This window comes from Rhizobium nepotum 39/7 (assembly GCF_000949865.1).
In the GTDB taxonomy this organism is placed as follows: Bacteria; Pseudomonadota; Alphaproteobacteria; order Rhizobiales; family Rhizobiaceae; genus Agrobacterium; species Agrobacterium nepotum.
In genome coordinates this window covers 56,815-72,705 of sequence record NZ_JWJH01000019.1, presented here as the reverse complement: position 1 = coordinate 72,705, position 15,891 = coordinate 56,815, and the positions used below count along the sequence as shown (strand labels likewise).

Annotated in this window: 15 protein-coding genes; 8 read left to right on the top strand and 7 right to left on the bottom strand. The window is 60.7% G+C overall.

Annotated elements, in window-relative coordinates; all coding sequences use genetic code 11:
- Positions 1-3 precede the first annotated feature (3 nt).
- From RS75_RS19035 to RS75_RS19000, 8 genes are all read left to right on the top strand, one after another.
- The gene (locus tag RS75_RS19035; RefSeq protein ID WP_045023389.1) at positions 4-660 is read left to right on the top strand and encodes a GntR family transcriptional regulator; all 657 of its coding nucleotides are present in this window, start codon (positions 4-6) and stop codon (positions 658-660) included.
- A gap of 101 nt (positions 661-761) precedes the next feature.
- The gene (locus tag RS75_RS19030; RefSeq protein ID WP_045023387.1) at positions 762-2,093 is read left to right on the top strand and encodes an ABC transporter substrate-binding protein; all 1,332 of its coding nucleotides are present in this window, start codon (positions 762-764) and stop codon (positions 2,091-2,093) included.
- A complete protein-coding gene (locus RS75_RS19025) occupies positions 2,093-3,031 on the top strand; it encodes a carbohydrate ABC transporter permease (protein ID WP_045023386.1) in 939 nt (312 codons plus the stop codon). Before RS75_RS19030 ends, RS75_RS19025 begins: the two co-directional genes overlap by 1 nt.
- A complete protein-coding gene (locus RS75_RS19020; protein ID WP_003504003.1) occupies positions 3,031-3,867 on the top strand; it encodes a carbohydrate ABC transporter permease in 837 nt (278 codons plus the stop codon). The genes RS75_RS19025 and RS75_RS19020 overlap by 1 nt, the downstream gene beginning before the upstream one ends.
- Positions 3,868-3,896: 29 nt before the next feature.
- Complete coding sequence (locus RS75_RS19015; protein ID WP_045023374.1) at positions 3,897-4,955, top strand: ABC transporter ATP-binding protein; 1,059 nt, start codon at positions 3,897-3,899, stop codon at positions 4,953-4,955.
- Positions 4,956-4,994: 39 nt separating this feature from the next.
- Positions 4,995-5,957 (top strand): sugar kinase, encoded by a 963-nt coding sequence (locus tag RS75_RS19010; RefSeq protein ID WP_045023372.1) that lies wholly within the window; start codon positions 4,995-4,997, stop codon positions 5,955-5,957.
- A gap of 144 nt (positions 5,958-6,101) precedes the next feature.
- Positions 6,102-7,160: a P1 family peptidase gene (locus RS75_RS19005; RefSeq protein WP_045023369.1), complete on the top strand. Its 1,059-nt coding sequence runs from the start codon at positions 6,102-6,104 to the stop codon at positions 7,158-7,160.
- 19 nt (positions 7,161-7,179) lie between these two features.
- Positions 7,180-8,046 (top strand): D-amino-acid transaminase, encoded by an 867-nt coding sequence (locus RS75_RS19000; protein WP_045023367.1) that lies wholly within the window; start codon positions 7,180-7,182, stop codon positions 8,044-8,046.
- A 7-nt stretch (positions 8,047-8,053) separates the two neighbouring features.
- Here RS75_RS19000 and RS75_RS18995 read toward each other — a convergent pair whose 3' ends face one another.
- The 7 genes from RS75_RS18995 to RS75_RS18965 all read right to left on the bottom strand — a co-directional run bounded on the left by RS75_RS18995 (position 8,054) and on the right by RS75_RS18965 (position 15,862).
- Entirely contained in the window at positions 8,054-8,950 is an 897-nt protein-coding gene (locus tag RS75_RS18995; protein WP_045023365.1) for a LysR substrate-binding domain-containing protein, read from the bottom strand.
- 89 nt (positions 8,951-9,039) lie between these two features.
- Positions 9,040-10,551 (bottom strand): serine hydrolase domain-containing protein, encoded by a 1,512-nt coding sequence (locus tag RS75_RS18990; protein ID WP_045023362.1) that lies wholly within the window; start codon positions 10,549-10,551, stop codon positions 9,040-9,042.
- A 229-nt stretch (positions 10,552-10,780) separates the two neighbouring features.
- The gene (locus tag RS75_RS18985; RefSeq protein ID WP_045023360.1) at positions 10,781-11,521 is read right to left on the bottom strand and encodes an ABC transporter ATP-binding protein; all 741 of its coding nucleotides are present in this window, start codon (positions 11,519-11,521) and stop codon (positions 10,781-10,783) included.
- Complete coding sequence (locus RS75_RS18980) at positions 11,518-12,348, bottom strand: ABC transporter ATP-binding protein (protein WP_045023358.1); 831 nt, start codon at positions 12,346-12,348, stop codon at positions 11,518-11,520. The genes RS75_RS18985 and RS75_RS18980 overlap by 4 nt, the downstream gene beginning before the upstream one ends.
- A gap of 3 nt (positions 12,349-12,351) precedes the next feature.
- Positions 12,352-13,254: a nickel transporter permease gene (nikC, locus tag RS75_RS18975; RefSeq protein ID WP_045023356.1), complete on the bottom strand. Its 903-nt coding sequence runs from the start codon at positions 13,252-13,254 to the stop codon at positions 12,352-12,354.
- Positions 13,251-14,264: an ABC transporter permease gene (locus RS75_RS18970; protein ID WP_045023354.1), complete on the bottom strand. Its 1,014-nt coding sequence runs from the start codon at positions 14,262-14,264 to the stop codon at positions 13,251-13,253. The genes nikC and RS75_RS18970 overlap by 4 nt, the downstream gene beginning before the upstream one ends.
- A 2-nt stretch (positions 14,265-14,266) precedes the next feature.
- Entirely contained in the window at positions 14,267-15,862 is a 1,596-nt protein-coding gene (locus tag RS75_RS18965; protein ID WP_045023352.1) for an ABC transporter substrate-binding protein, read from the bottom strand.
- Positions 15,863-15,891 lie beyond the last annotated feature (29 nt).

The following is a 15,891-nucleotide window of genomic DNA, read 5'->3' as shown; positions in this document are numbered from 1 at the left end:
AGCATGGACGATACCGGCGAACAGACATTGCGGGAACGGGCGTATGAAAGCTTTACGCACCACCTTCTCTCGCGCGACGTTCGCCCGGGGCAATTCATCTCGCAACGCCGCCTCGTGGAATTGACGGGTCTGCCGCTGGGCGCGATCCGGGAGGCAATTCCGAGGCTGGAGGCGGAAGGTCTTATCAAGACCGTGCCGCAGCGGGGATTGCAGGTCGCCCATATCGACATCAACCTCATCCGCGAGGCGTTCCAGTTCCGTATCTTTCTCGAAAAGGAGGCCGTGGCGCTCTTTACCCGTTCAGCCTCGGACGAGACCATCGCCAGGCTGTTGAAGCAGCACCGCGATATTGCCGAAGCGGCTGAAAACGGCGGTGAATCGCCGGAACTGGACCAGCACGCACAGCAGGTGGACTGGGGCATGCACGACGCCTTCATCGATAGTCTCGGCAATTCGATCATCTCGAACGCCTACAGGGTCAATTCCATCAAGATGCGCCTCATCAATCAGGAGCGCTTTCGCATCGCCGGTCACGTCAAATCGGTGATGAAGGAACATCTCGCCATTCTCGAAGCCATCGAGAGGCGATCCGTCGAAGACGCCGTGGAGCGGCTGACCGCTCACATCCGCAACGCGAGGGACAGGGCGCTGGCGGTATAGGGCAATTCCGGCAGGACGCAGAGGGTCCTGCGTCGGAATTGCGTGAAAATAAGCAACAAGCCGGGGTGAGGAGATTTCCGGCTAACTGGAGGAGAACTGACATGAAGCATTCATTGCTCAACCCCACACGTCGCGCCTTTCTGGCAGGCACGGCAGCGATCGGTGGCAGCGCGGCGCTCGGCATTCGCCCGGCAGCGGCGGCGGTGAACTGGAAGAAACACGCCGGCACCACGCTTGAAGTCAATCTGGTCAAAAGCCCGCGCAGCGAAACGCTGATCAAATATCTCAGCGAATTCGAAGAACTGACCGGCATCAAGGTCAATGCCGAAGCAACGCCTGAGCAGCAGCAGCGCCAGAAGGTGGTGATCGAGCTGTCCTCCGGCAAGCCGAGCTTCGATGTGGTGCATCTGAGCTACCATGTTCAGAAACGCCAGTTCGAAAAGGGCAAGTGGCTGGCCGATATCAGCGGCTTCCTGAAGGATCCGTCGCTGACCGATCCGTCCCTCATCGAGAAGGACTTTGCCGAGGCCGGCATGCTGTTTGCCAAGGATAGCGACGGCGTGCTGCGCTCGCTGCCCTTCTCGGTGGATTACTGGATCGTCTACTGGAACAAGGAACTCTTCGAGGCGAAAGGCCTGAAATACCCTGAGACCTTCGAGGAACTGGCGACGGCGGCGGAGAAGATCACCGACCCCTCCACCAACACCTACGGTTTCGTCGCACGCGGCCTGAAAAACGCCAATACTCCGGTCTGGACATCGCTGATGCTGGGTTACGGCGCAAAGCCGATCGGCCCGGACGGAAAGATCGACAGCGAGTCCAAGGAAGCGGTCGAGGCCGCGAAACTCTATCAGCGCCTGATGACCAAAGCCGCGCCTCCCGGCGTCTCCGGCTTCAACTGGGCGGAAGCACAGTCTGCCTTCCTGCAGGGCAAGATCGGCATGTGGTTCGATGGCGTCGGTTTCGCTCCGCCGATCGAGAACCCGGAAAAATCCCGCGTGGTCGGCAAGGTCGGTTACGGCGTCATGCCAAAGGGTCCGGCAGCACAGGCCGCAGGCACCTTCGGCGATGGTCTTGGCGTCGTCGAAGCCAGCAGCAAGAAGGAAGCAGCCTACCTCTTCTGCCAATGGGCGATCTCGCACGACATGGGCGCGCGCCTCTTGCAGGCGGGTGCAGGCGTTCCGTTCCGCCAGTCCATCCTCGAAGACCAGAAGGTGCGTGAAGGCGTGAAGATGCCGGCCGCATGGCTGGATGCTGTTGTCGGTTCGGGCAAGGTCTCGCAGCTTGCCCTCCCCGTCATCATCCCGGTCACGGAATTCCGCGACATCTACGGCGTCGGCCTCACCAACATGATCGGCGGGGCGGACCCGGCGGCGGAACTTAAAAAGGCGACGGAACAGTTCGCACCCGTTCTGGCGCGTAGCGAGGGATAATGGCCTCCGTGAGCATCGAAAACACCAAAACAGGCGTCAGTCGTAGAGAAGGGAGCAGGCCGGCAAGGCTTGCTCCCAACTACTGGCCCTTCGTCATCCCGGCACTTGTCGTCATTTCGGCGGTTATCGTTTTTCCATGGGTATTCACCCTGTGGATGAGCGTGCATCGCTGGACGCTCGGACAGGAGCAGAGCTTTATCGGTTTCGATAACTATATAAGGCTCGCAAGCGACATGAGGTTCTGGGAGTCGCTCTGGCACACGCTGATCTATACCGTGCTGTCGGTCGTCGCCCCGCTGTTCCTCGGAACATTGGCGGCGCTGGTTTTCGATGCGCAGTTTCCGCTGCGTGGCTTTTTGCGCGGCGTCTTCGTGATGCCGATGATGGCGACCCCGGTCGCCATCGCCCTCGTCTGGACCATGATGTTCCATCCGCAGCTCGGCGTCCTGAACTATCTCCTGTCCTTGATCGGCATCGGCCCGCTGGAATGGATCTACAACCAGTCCACCGTCATTCCCTCGCTGGTGCTGGTGGAGACCTGGCAATGGACGCCGCTCGTCATGCTGATCGTGCTCGGCGGTCTCGCCGCAGTACCCCGCGAACCTTATGAGAGCGCCGAAATCGACGGCGCCAACGCCTGGCAGAAGTTTCGTTACCTCACCATGCCGATGATCGCGCCGTTCCTGATGATCGCCGTCATCATCCGCTCCATCGATGCCGTCAAAAGCTTCGACATCATCTATGCGATGACTCAAGGCGGACCCGGCACGGCCTCGGAAACGATCAACATCTACCTCTACAATACGGCGTTTTCCTATTACGACATCGGTTACGGCTCAGCCATGGCCGTCGTCTTCTTCATCATCATCGTGGCGCTGTCCTTTGTGCTTTTGATGGTGCGCCAGCGCGCGCAGTGGAACGAGATGGAGGATCGCTGATGGCTCGCCAATTGCTCAAACGTAAAAACCTCGACCGCATCGGCCTGTTCTTCGTGGCTCTGGTGATGATTTCGCCTGTTATCCTGTTCTTCATCTGGATGATTTCGCTGTCGCTGAAATACGAAATCGACAACGGCGCCTATCCGCCGATCCTCATCCCCGAACGTTTCGCCTGGTCGAATTATGTGAAGGTGTTCGAGGAAAACAATTTCTTCCTCTATTTCTGGAATTCGGTGCTCGTCACCGGCGCGGCCACCATTCTGGCGCTGGTGATCGGCGTGCCCGCCGGTTACGGCATCGCCCGGCTGAAGGCGGAAAAGTCGGCAGTCGTCATCATGATCGCCCGCATGACACCCGGCCTCTCCTTCCTCATCCCGCTGTTCCTGCTGTTCCAATGGCTGAACCTGCTCGGCACGCTCTGGCCGCAGATCATCATCCATCTGGTGGTGACGGTTCCGATCGTGGTCTGGATCATGATTGGTTATTTCGAGACCACGCCGAAGGAGCTGGAAGAGGCAGCAAGCATCGATGGCGCATCCTCCTGGCAGGTGTTCCGGCTGGTGGCGCTGCCGATTGCCAAGCCCGGCATCGTCGTCTCCTTCATTCTGGCGGTGATCTTCTCGTGGAACAACTTCGTGTTCGGCATCGTGCTGGCCAGCCGTGAAACGCGCACCCTGCCGGTTGCGGTCTACAACATGCTCTCCTTCGAACAGGTCAGCTGGGGACCGCTTGCCGCAGCCGCGCTGATCGTGACGCTGCCGGTGCTGCTGCTCACCATGTTCGCACAGAAACAGATCGTGGCGGGCCTGACCGCTGGCGCCGTCAAGGGCGGCTGATCTCTCAAATTATAACGGGAACCAAAAACATGGCACCGGTCAATATTCTAAACGTCCAGAAGCGCTTCGGCGCAGTCAACATCATCCACGGCATCGATATCGATATCAAGGATGGCGAGTTCGTCGTGCTGGTCGGCCCGTCCGGCTGCGGCAAATCCACCCTGCTGCGCATGATTGCGGGGCTTGAGGAAGTCAGCGACGGCGAAATCCACATCGGCGCACGCGAGGTCAGCAACCTGCCCGCCCGCGACCGCGATATCGCCATGGTCTTCCAGAACTACGCCCTTTATCCGCACATGACGGTGAAGGACAATATGGGCTTCGCGCTGAAGCTGAAGAAGGTGAGCGCGGACGAAACCAAGGCCAAGGTCGACAAGGCCGCCGCCATTCTGGGTCTCGACAAGCTGCTCGACCGTTATCCGCGCCAGCTTTCCGGCGGTCAGCGCCAGCGTGTCGCCATGGGCCGCGCACTGGTGCGCGATCCGCAGGTCTTCCTGTTCGATGAGCCCCTTTCCAATCTCGACGCCAAGCTGCGTGTGCAGATGCGCGGCGAGATCAAGGCCATGCATCAGCGCATCGGCACCACCACCATCTACGTCACTCACGACCAGGTGGAAGCCATGACCATGGCCGACAAGATCGTGGTGCTGCATGACGGCGTGATCGAGCAGATCGGCGCGCCGCTCGAACTTTACGACCGCCCCGCCAACCTCTTCGTCGCCGGTTTCATTGGTTCGCCCGCCATGAACTTCATTCGCGGACGCGTCGAAGAAGGCGTGTTCCGCACCGTGAAGGGCCTCAGCCTTCCCCTGCCCGCCAATACCGATCTTTCCGCACTGGGCGGCCGTGACCTCGTTTACGGCGTACGCCCGGAACATATCCGCGCGGCAAGCGGTGGTATCGAAGGCCGGGTCGAACTGGTCGAAGGAACCGGCTCGGAAATCTACGCCAAGCTGAACTGCAAGGGCGACGAGATCGCCTGCCTGTTTCGCGAGCGACTGGATGTCCGGTTCGGCGATACGATCCATATCGCCATCGCCCCGGAAATGGTGCACCTCTTCGACAAGGAAAGCGGCAAGCGTATCTGAGATGCATTTCCAGTAAGAGCATGAAGAAGGGTGACGGACATGGATAGCGAATGCGAGAGCCGCAAGCACGTGCTGTGCGTGGGCGCGGCTGTGCTCGACACCCTGTTTCGTGTGCATGAAATGCCAAAGGGCGAAGGCAAGGTCCTGCCTTACGAGATGTTGCAGATCGCCGAAGGCATGGCGTCCAGCGCAGCCTATGCGGTGCATCGCATGGGTGGCCGCGCCAGCCTTTGGGGTGCGGTGGGCGACGACGAGACCGGCACCCGTATCCTGCGCGATCTCGCCGAAAGCGGCATCGACGTTGCCGGCATGATGGTAGCCCCCGGCGCGCGCTCCGCACTGTCCACGATCATTATCGATGATCGCGGCGAACGGCTGATCATACCTTTCTATGATCACAGGCTGCATGAGAAGAAGCGCTCCTGCACGCCAGCCGACCTTGCCCCTTTCGACGTCGTTCTGGTGGATGTGCGCTGGCCGGAACTGGCGCTCGATGTTCTTGATGTGGCTCGCTCACTTGGCAAACCAGCTATTCTCGATGGAGACGTTGCGCCCGTCGAAACCCTTGAAAAGCTCGCGCCCGCCGCAACTCACATCGTCTTTTCCGAACCGGCCGCCGCCCGGCTAACGGGACTTGAGACGGTAAAGGACATGCTGCCGGTGCTGCATGCCCGCTATCCGCAGACCTTCATCGCCGTCACCGCCGGACCGGCGGGTTGCTACTGGACGGAGGCGGGCGACCCGACTGTCCATTTTCAGGAAACAATGCAGGTCGAGGCGGTGGATACGCTGGCGGCGGGCGATATCTTCCACGGCACCTTCGCGCTTGCGATCGCCGAAGGCATGGAAAGTCGCGCGGCCATCCGGCTCTCCTCGGTTGCTGCTGCACTCAAATGCACCGTCTTCGGCGGCCGCATCGGCGCGCCTTTGAGAAGCGAGGCCGAAGAGGCCATGCGGCAATGGCTGGAAGACCGGGACAGACCGGCGCTTCGCGCCTCCTGAGCACATACATTGTCCGCATAAAACTATTCCATTTTTGCGATGCCGTTTCGCGGCGAACTAGGCTAACGTTCGGATAGGCAAAGCTTTTCGCAAGCCGCGCTCGCCCCTGATATCAGCCCGAATTCCGCAAAAGTGACCGACCCGATGCATGAGACAACCCGCCCGCGACTGCGCGATATCGGCTTGCCCCCCGGCCATTTCGAGACCGGCCCGCTCAACGCCATTACCGATGTCGAAGGCGTGCGCGTCGGCCACTTCACGGTGATTGAAGGCGATACGATCCGCACCGGCGCGACGGCGATCCTCCCGCATGGCGGCAATATCTTTCAGGACAAGGTGCCTGCGGGGTTTGCGGTTTATAACGGCTTCGGTAAATTTGCCGGCTCAACCCAGATCGAAGAACTGGGCGAACTCGAAACACCTGTTATCCTCACCAATACGCTCGCGACCGGCAGGGCAATCGAGGCGATCAACCGCCATACGCTGTCGCAGTCGGGCAATGAAAAAGTCACCTCCATCAACGCGGTCGTCGGAGAAACCAACGATTCCCGCCTCAATGATATCCGCGCCGGGCGCCCCACTGTCGATGAAATCTCCGCCGCGCTGAAAAACGCAACCACAGGCCCGGTGGCCGAGGGTGGCGTTGGTGCCGGAACCGGCACCGTGGCCTTCGGCATGAAGGGCGGCATCGGAACCGCATCGCGCGTCGTCCCAATTGCCGGAGAAACCTATACGCTTGGCGTTCTGGTGCAGTCCAATTACGGCGGCCACCTCCTCGTCTGCGGCAAGCCTTATGTAAACCCGGAGCACAAGGATAAGGACGGCTCGATCGTCATCATCCTCGCGACCGACGCGCCGCTGTCGTCGCGCAATCTGAAACGTCTGGCGGCCAGAAGCTTCGGTGGCCTCTCACGCACCGGTGCGGCACTCAGCAATGGTTCCGGCGATTATGCGTTGGCATTTTCGACCAATGAACGGCTTCGCAAAACACCCACGCGCCGCAAGGCCGTGACCGATTTTCCCGACCTCTCCAACGATGCGATTTCGCCGCTGTTCGAGGCCGCGATAGAGGCGACCGAAGAGGCGATCCTCAATTCGCTCTGCGCGGCAACGACGACAACCGGCTTCAATGCCACAGCCGCCAAGGTCTCCATGATCGAGGCCATTTCCATCGACACAATTAAAACCCTTCTTTCAGCCTGACTTTCCAGACGGAGTTTTCATGACTAGCCAACCCGGTCGCATCGTTTATCTCAACGGCGAATTCCTGCCCGAGGCGGAAGCCCGCCTTTCCATCTTCGACCGCGGCTTCCTGTTCGGCGACGGCATTTATGAAGTCACCTCCGTTCTGGAAGGCAAGCTGATCGACAGCGACCTGCACATGGCGCGGCTGGAACGCAGCGCCCGCGAAATCGACGTGCCGCTGCCGGTCACGACGAAGGAAATCGTCGAGGCCGAACGCCGCCTGATCGCTGACAACAACCTCGTCGAAGGCATGATCTACCTGCAGCTGACGCGTGGCGCGGAAGACCGCAACTTCCTGTTCTCCGCCGATTTGAAGCCGACGCTGGTGATGTTCACCCAGGCCAAGAAGCTGATCGGCACCCCTGTCGAGGAGGTTGGCGTGGCCGTGAAATCCGTTCCCGACCAGCGTTGGGCGCGCCGCGACATCAAGACCGTCTGTCTCCTGCCACAAGTGATGGCAAAACGCATCGCCAAGGCCGAAGGCTGCGACGAGGCGTGGATGATCGAGGATGGTTTCGTCACCGAAGGCGCGTCCTCCACCGCCTATATCATCACCGGCGACAGGAAGATCATCACCCGCGGCAACAGCAACAAGACCCTGCCCGGTTGCACCCGCCTCGCCGCCCTGCAACTGGCCAAGGAAGCCGGTTTCACGCTGGAAGAACGGCCTTTCACGCTGGAAGAGGCGCTGAATGCCGATGAGGCCTGCCTGACCAGCGCCTCCAACTTCGTGGTTTCCGTCACGAAGATCGACGGCAAGCCGGTGGGCAATGGCAAGCCCGGCCCGATGGTAAGCCGCCTGCGTGCGCTTTATCTCGAAAACGCCCACCGCACGGCGATCTAAGCCTGCTTCAATCTTCGAGAACCGCCCATATGCGCTCGACAACGGGACGGCGGTTCTCCTTCGAACGATAAAGCCGGATATCGACGGCAATATCGAAACTGTGATCGGCGGCGCGCACCAAAGCGCCGCTATCCAGCTCGTGCCGCATCAGGCTTTCCGGCACCCAGGCGACACCCCAGCCCGCCATTGCCATGGCTTTCAGCCCCACCGACATGCTGCCTTCATGCACCCGCTCGAATTTCGGCAGGCGCGCGCTCAGGAGATCGCGCAGCAACGGCCCGAAGAACGAGGATTTTTCGTAATCCAGACAGGCGAAGGGCTTTTTCGCGTTTTCCGTCAGGCTGTGCAAAGGTGCGCCATTCTCAGCGGGTGCCGAGACGGGGATGATGTTTTCCGCGCCGAGCACGCGGAACTCGAAAGTCTGCGCATCGAGCAGCATCGGCACTTCGGGGTGGGCATAGGTCAGAAGGAAATCGCTCTGCCCGTCCACCAGCGAATTGAGGTTTTCCTCCATGCTGCCGGAATCGGGCCGCAACACGGAAAACAGCGGCCCCGCCGTCTCGTTTACCCGTTTCAGCCAGTCCGGAAAGAAGGTGAAGGACAGCGTGTGCAACGCAGTCAACCGCACCGTTTTCGCATCCGCGCCGTCTTCCTGCAACAATGTGCGCCGGGCATGGTAAAGCTGTTTCAGCGTTTCCTGCGCCACCGGAACGAACTTGACGCCCGCCTCAGTCAGCCGGGAAGGATAGGAAGCGCGGTCAACCAGCGTGGCGCCCACCCAGGCCTCCAGCTGCTTGATCCTTCGGCTGAAGGCGGATTGCGTGACGTGCCGCTCTTCCGCCGCCTTCGAGAAATTGAGCGTTCCGGCCAGCGCCAGAAAATCCTCGAGCCATTTGACTTCCAAGGGCCTGCTCTCCCCACAAAGATATTGAACCGGCCTTCAGCTGGAACATGGGCCTTTATTAGGAGCAATAGGAGCTGATTGAAACCCTCTTAACGGCTTCTGGAATATTCGATCATCCGCGCCCGGCTCGCCACAAGCTCTATCCGGCTGTCGCTCAATTGATTGAGGCAGATGCGTTTTGTCCACGGCCCATCCGAGAGCGTGAACAGGAAACGGCCATTGCCAAGCGCCGTCAGCGGCATGGAGCGGCGCGTGGGGCCGATGCCCATCGTCAGCGACGAACCGGAAATCGTAAATTCCGCCCCCTCATCCGAGCGCCACGACCCGGAAAGCTGGTCCGGCACGACATGCTCCCCAACCGGCAGGAACCGGCGGGCGGCGTGGCCTGCCTCGCCGACAATCGCATCGCCTTCGAGCCTGAGACGCATTGGCGAAGACGCGGAGCGTGATGACACCCAGCCGTCGGCATCTTCATAAAGCGTGTCGTCGCCATCGATGAAGGTGGATGTGCTGCCCTTGATCTCCAGCCACCACGGTCCGCTTTCGGTGACATAGAGACCTTCCGGCAGGCTGGCGGCGGGTTTGGGCAAAGGCAGACGGGTCAGGGCGGCCATGCTTTCCAGCGCGATCTTGAAGCCGTTGGTATCCTCGCGGTTCGACACCACGACGAAACCCGTGCCGTTTTCGGGATCGAGCAGGAAGTACGTCTTGTATCCCGGATGTGAGCCGCCGTGGCCGACGAAACGCCTGTCGCCAAGGTGCGACCAGCGCAGGCCAAGGCCATATTCGCTCATCCGGCCATCCGCCAGGGTGCGCTCGGCGGAAATTCCGCCCAGAACGCCCGCGAAGTTGCCTTCCCCACGCATCAGGCCCTGCAACCAGCGGGTAAGCGCTTCGGCACTGCCGGCAAGACTGCCCGAAGCGGAAATATGGAGGCCCGCCGCCGAAAGCTGCCAGTTGCTTTCCGCCTTCCAGTAGCCGGGCACCAATCCATCGACCGGATCGTTCCAGACATCCGGCGCCTTCAGGAAAACGCCGAACGGACCGGCAATTTTCCCCTGCACGAAATCGTCGAAACGGAAGCCGTGGCGCTCCAGCGCCGCCTCCACCAGACGATAGCCGGTATTCGAATAGGAAACCTCGCTGCCCGCCGGAAAGTTCAGCCGGGTCAGCCGCGACAGATAGTCGAGAAGCGGACCGACCTTCGTTTCGGTGTAAACGGAAAGGCCAAGTAAGGAGAGGCATTCGCGGGTGTCCGGAAGGCCGCCGCTCATATCCAACGCCTGCCCGACCGTGACGTCGCGCAGGGGCGATTGCAGCTCGGCCAAATGCTTGCCAAGCGGATCGTCAAGCCCGATCAGATCGGAATGGGCAAGCACCATGGCGCAAAAGGCATGTTTGGTGACGGAGGCATAACGCACCACGCTTTTCGGCGTAAACGGCGCAAAGGTCGAAAGACTTTCAACGCCGCCCGCATGGGCAAACCGGATGCCGCTGAGATCGAAACCGATAACCGCCCCGCCCGGCTCATTGCCCGCCCATTGCGAGACGAAGCTTTGGGCGAGCGTTGAAGCGGCGTTCCAGTCGAATTGCTGTGACATTGTTCGGTCTCGTATTTTTGTGGGTCTTTGCAGGAAGCCTCGGCATCGCGGCTCGTTTCTTCTCCCCGCCGGGGAGAAGGTGGCCCGAAGGGTCGGATGAGGGGGCGAGGTCAGAGGGTAAACTGAGAGCTTGCCCCCTCATCCCGCTGCCGCGACCTTCTCCCCGGCGGGGAGAAGAAGCGAGCACACCCGCTCGATCTATGCGCAACGTAGGCTACGCGGCCAGCACTCAGGCTGGCTCTTCCAGCTTGATGCTCAGGCTGCGCAACTCTTCCGTATGCGGATGTTTGATGCGGCCCTCGCGCAGATCGCCCGCGCTCAGCTGCTCCACCATGTCGCCGTTCAGCATCACGCCCACCTGTGGGCACAGATGCGCGATGACCGCCAGATTGTGGCTGACGAGAATATAGGTGAGATTGCGGGCAGCACGCAGATCCTGCAACAGGTTCAGGATTTCCGCCTGCACCGAAACATCGAGCGCCGAGGTCGGTTCATCGAGCAGAAGAACCTGCGGATCGGCAATCAACGCACGCGCAATCGCCACGCGCTGGCGCTGGCCGCCGGAGAGCTGGTGCGGGTAGCGGAAGCGCACCGCCTGCGGCAGGGCCACATCCGACAGAGCCTGCTGGATGCGTTTTTCGATATTGTCCATGCCGTGAACCAGCGGCAATTCGCTGAGAATGCGGTCTATGGTCTGGCGCGGGTGCAGCGAGCCGTAAGGGTCCTGAAACACCATCTGCACCTGCCGGAAGAAGTCAGGCGTGCGCTTCAGCGGTGCGTCCTTGCCGGCAAAGGCGATGCGGCCTTCCCAGCTTTCGTTGAGACCGGCCATGGCGCGCAGAATGGTGGACTTGCCCGAGCCGCTTTCGCCGACGATGCCAAAGCTGCCGCCCTTTTCCACCGAAAAGGACACACCCTTCACCACTTCACGGTCGCCGAACTTGATACGGAGGTTTTCGACGTCGATCATTGGCTGGACCACGCTGCATCACGGTTGAGGACGGGAAGACGCTCGCGCGGATGCGTCAGCGACGGAATGCAGTTCAGGAGACCCTGCGTGTAAGGATGCTGGGCTTTCAGGAGTTCGGAAGCCTTCAGCTCCTCCATCACCCGGCCGGAATACATCACCGCGACGCGGTCGCAAAAATGCGAGACGAGCGGCAGATCGTGGCTGATGAGGATGAGACCCATGCCGCGTTCCGACACCAGCTCCTCGATCAGCCGCAGGATTTCCGCCTGCACCGTGGCGTCGAGAGCGCTGGTCGGCTCGTCAGCGATCAACAGCTCGGGATCGGGCGCCAGCATCATGGCGATCATCACGCGCTGGCCCATGCCGCCGGAAACCTCATGCGCGTAGGACGAAGCGACCTGGCGCGGATTGCGGATTTTCACCTGATCGAGCAGCGCAATCGCTGCCTCCATGGCTGCGCGCTTGCCGCCGCCCTTATGGGCGCGCCAGGCTTCCGCAATCTGCGCGCCCATGGTCTTGACCGGGTTCAGCGAATATTTCGGGTCCTGAAGGATGAAACCCGCCCGCTTGCCGCGGATCTGGCGCATCTGCTTTTCGCTGGCGGAAAGCACGTCGATACCGTCGAAGGAGAGCTTGTCGGCCCTGATATCGGCATTGGAGGGCAGAAGCTTCATCAGCGCGCGGGCCGTGAGACTCTTGCCGGAACCGGATTCACCGACGATGCCGAGCTTTTCGGTTCCGAGCTTCATGGAAACACCGCGCACCGCCTCGAAACGGCTGGTACGGGTTTGAAATGCGATCTTCAGATTTTCGATTTCGACCAGCATGGCTCAATGTCCCTTCGGGTCGAGCACGTCGCGCAGACCATCGCCAAGGAAGTTGAAGGCGAGCGAAACGAGGAAGATGGCGATGCCCGGAATGGTGGCGACCCACCATTGTTCGAAGATGAAGCGCTTGGCGGTAGCAATCATCGCGCCCCATTCCGGCGACGGCGGCTGCGCGCCCATGCCGAGGAAGCCGAGGCTGGCTGCCGTGATGATGATCGAGCTCATGTCGAGCGTGATGCGCACGATAAGGCTCGGCACGCAAAGCGGCGCGATGTGGCGGGCGATGATCCGCCAGGCGGAGGCCCCCGTCAGCCGATAGGCAGCGACGAAATCGCTGCCGCGAACCGTCATGGTTTCGGCACGAGCAAGCCGCGCATAGGGCGGCCATGCGGTGAGCGCGATGGCGAGAATGGCACTTTCGACGCCCGGCTTCAGCGCCGCGACGAAGGCCAGCGCCAGAATGAGACGCGGAAACGCCAAAAATACGTCCGTCACCCGCATCAGGATGGTATCGACGATACCGCCGAAATATCCGGCGATGCAGCCGATGGCGAGACCGATCGGTGCGACCAGAACAACAACGGCGATGACCATGCCGAGCGTGACGCGGCCGCCGTAAAGGATGCGCGAAAGAATGTCGCGGCCCAGCTCATCCGTGCCGAACCAGTGCTCGGCACTCGGAAAGGCAAGGCGGTTGCCGAGGTTCTGCGCGGCGGGATCGTAAGGCGCGATGAACGGCGCCAGCAGCGACAGCGCGATGAAGACGATGATGATCGTGAGACCGACCACCGCCAGCGGATTGGACTTGAGGTTCAGCCAGATGCGGTACCGGTTTCCCCAGGCAGCCTGGCTGCGGGAATGCGGCGTCTCATCCAGAGCCCAGTTTCTGAAATTAGCTAACATCATCGAACGCGGGGATCCATTACTCGGTAAAGTACGTCTGCGAGCAGGTTGAGGCCGACATAGATCAGGCCGATCAACAGGGTTGCTCCGACGACGGGGTTCATGTCCGCGTTCATGAGCGAGACGGTGAGATATTGGCCAAGGCCCGGCCAGCTGAAGACGGTTTCCGTCACCACCGCACCTTCGAGAAGGCCGGCATAGGTGAGCGCGATAACCGTGACGAGCTGCACGGCGACCGTCGGGAAGGCATGCCCCCAGATGACGGTCATCGCCGAAAGCCCCTTGGCGCGGGCGGTAATGACATATTCGCCCTTCAGCGCATCGATCATGAAGGCGCGCGTCATGCGGGTGACATAGGCCATGCTGAAATAGGCAAGGATGCAGACGGGCTGCACCATATGGGCAAGCGCATCGTAAAAGGCGCCCCAGTCACCGGCGAGCAACGTGTCGACAGTCATCAGGCCGGTAACCTGCGTGATCATGCCGTCATAGATGATGTCCTGCCGGCCCGGTCCGGGTGCGACGCCGAGCGTGGCGTAAAACACCAGCAGCGAAATCAGCGCCAACATGAAGACCGGCACGGAATGGCCGGCAAGGCAGACGACGCGGATGACCTGATCGGTCACCTTGCCCTGCTTCACGGCGGCCCAGACGCCGAGCGGAATGCCGATGAGGGCGGCGAGAATGAGCGCGGCCGTGGCAAGCTCGAAGGTGGCAGGGAAAACGCGCTTGATATCGATCCAGACCGGATTGCGGGTCAGGATGGAGTTGCCGAAATCACCGTGCAGCACCTGCGAGACATAATGGAAGAACTGTACGACCAGCGGCTGATCGAGACCCATTTCGGCCCGCACCCGCACGATGACGTCTTCGGGCGCATTATCGCCGACCGCCGCGATGACGGGATCGACGGGCATGACACGCCCGATCAGGAAGGTGACGACCATCAACCCGAACAGCGTCAGAATGACGCTGCTCAGTGTCGACGATATGCTTTTAACGCGCTTGTTCAATGTCACGCTTTCTTCGCATCGTGGTAGGAATTGCCCTCGGAGAGAACGCCGAGTTCGAAACCGGAGACGCCCTTGCGGAAGGCGGCCGTCTTGGTCGTCTGGAACATGAAGACGAACGGGCTGTTTTCCATATGCTCGCGCTGCAGGGCTTCATAAAGCTCGATACGCTTTGCCGGATCCTGCTCGTCGCGGGCCGCTTCCGCCTTGGCGGCGAAATCGTCGTTCTTGAAACGCGAACGCCACAGGAACGGCTTGGACTTCACATCGTCGCCATTGTCCTTGTTGATGTTGAAGACATCGGCATTGGAATGCGGATCGAAATAATCCGTACCCCAGGCGGAAAGCGCCATCTGGTGTTCGCGGCCGCGCATCTTGGTCAGAACCTGACGGTTCTCGGCCGATTGCAGACGCACCTTGATGCCGATATCGGCAAGGTTGGCCTGGATTGCCTGCGCCAGGTCAGGGTAAGGCTGGGCGGAATAGTGGTCCATGGTGATTTCGAAACCGTCGGCAAGACCGGCTTCCGCCATCAGGGCCTTGGCCTTTGCGACATCGCGCTGGTACGGCGTGTCGTTGACGGCGCCGGGGAAACCCTCAGGCTCGAAGCTCTGGTGGATCTTGTGGGTCAGCGGCACGATGTTTTCCTGCATGCCCTTATAGTCCAGCGCCCATTTGATGGCCTGCCAGACCTGCGGCTTGGCAAGGTTCTCATTGCCCTGATTGAGCGAGATCAGCACCAGCGAGGCGATGCTCTTGCGCTCCAGCTCGATGTTGGCATCGTTCTGAACGGTGCGCAGCTGTTCCGAAGTCAGGTCACGGGCAATGTCGATATCGCCCTTCTGCAACATCAGAAGCTGGGAAGACGGATCGGTGACGTGGCGCAGCACGACGCGCTTGATGTTGCCCTTATAGGGGCCATTCGGGTTGACGGTCAGCGCGACGCTTTCGCTCGGCTTCCAGGCCTGCAACATGAAATCGCCGGAACCGGCGCTGTTCTTCTGCAGCCAGCCATTACCGAGGTCTTCGCCCGAGGCATTTGCGAGAACGGCCTTCTTTTCAACGATCGCGCCGATATTGGCGGAAAGGCAATAAAGCAGGAACGAGATGGCGGTCGGCTTTGCCGTCGTCAGCTTCACCGTCTTGTCGTCGGCGGCGACGATGGTCGTTTCGGCATTGTCAGGCGTGAAGCCGAACTGGCCGATGATGAAGGCCGGGCTCTTGTTCATCTTGATGGCGCGCTGCAGCGAGAAGGCGACGTCTTCCGCCGTGACCTTCGCACCGCTGGAGAAGGTGGCGTCGTCGGAGATCGTGAAGGTGAAGACCTTACCTTCGGCATCGGCTTCCCAGGATTTCGCGATGACCGGATCGACCTTGGTGGAATCCTCACGGTTGGCGCGCACCAGCTTCTGATACATGTTGGAGATGATTTCACCGCCGACGGCTTCGAAACCTTCATGCGGGTCAAGGCTCGTCATATTGTCCAGCTGCTGGGCAACGACCAGAATATCCTTCGGCGTAGCGGCAAATGCCGGAATGCGCGCATAGGACAGGAACGGCACGGCAGCGCCAGCGATCAGCAGGTTGCGTCTTGAAATCATCGAAAATCCCCTTTCGGATCTTATTTTTC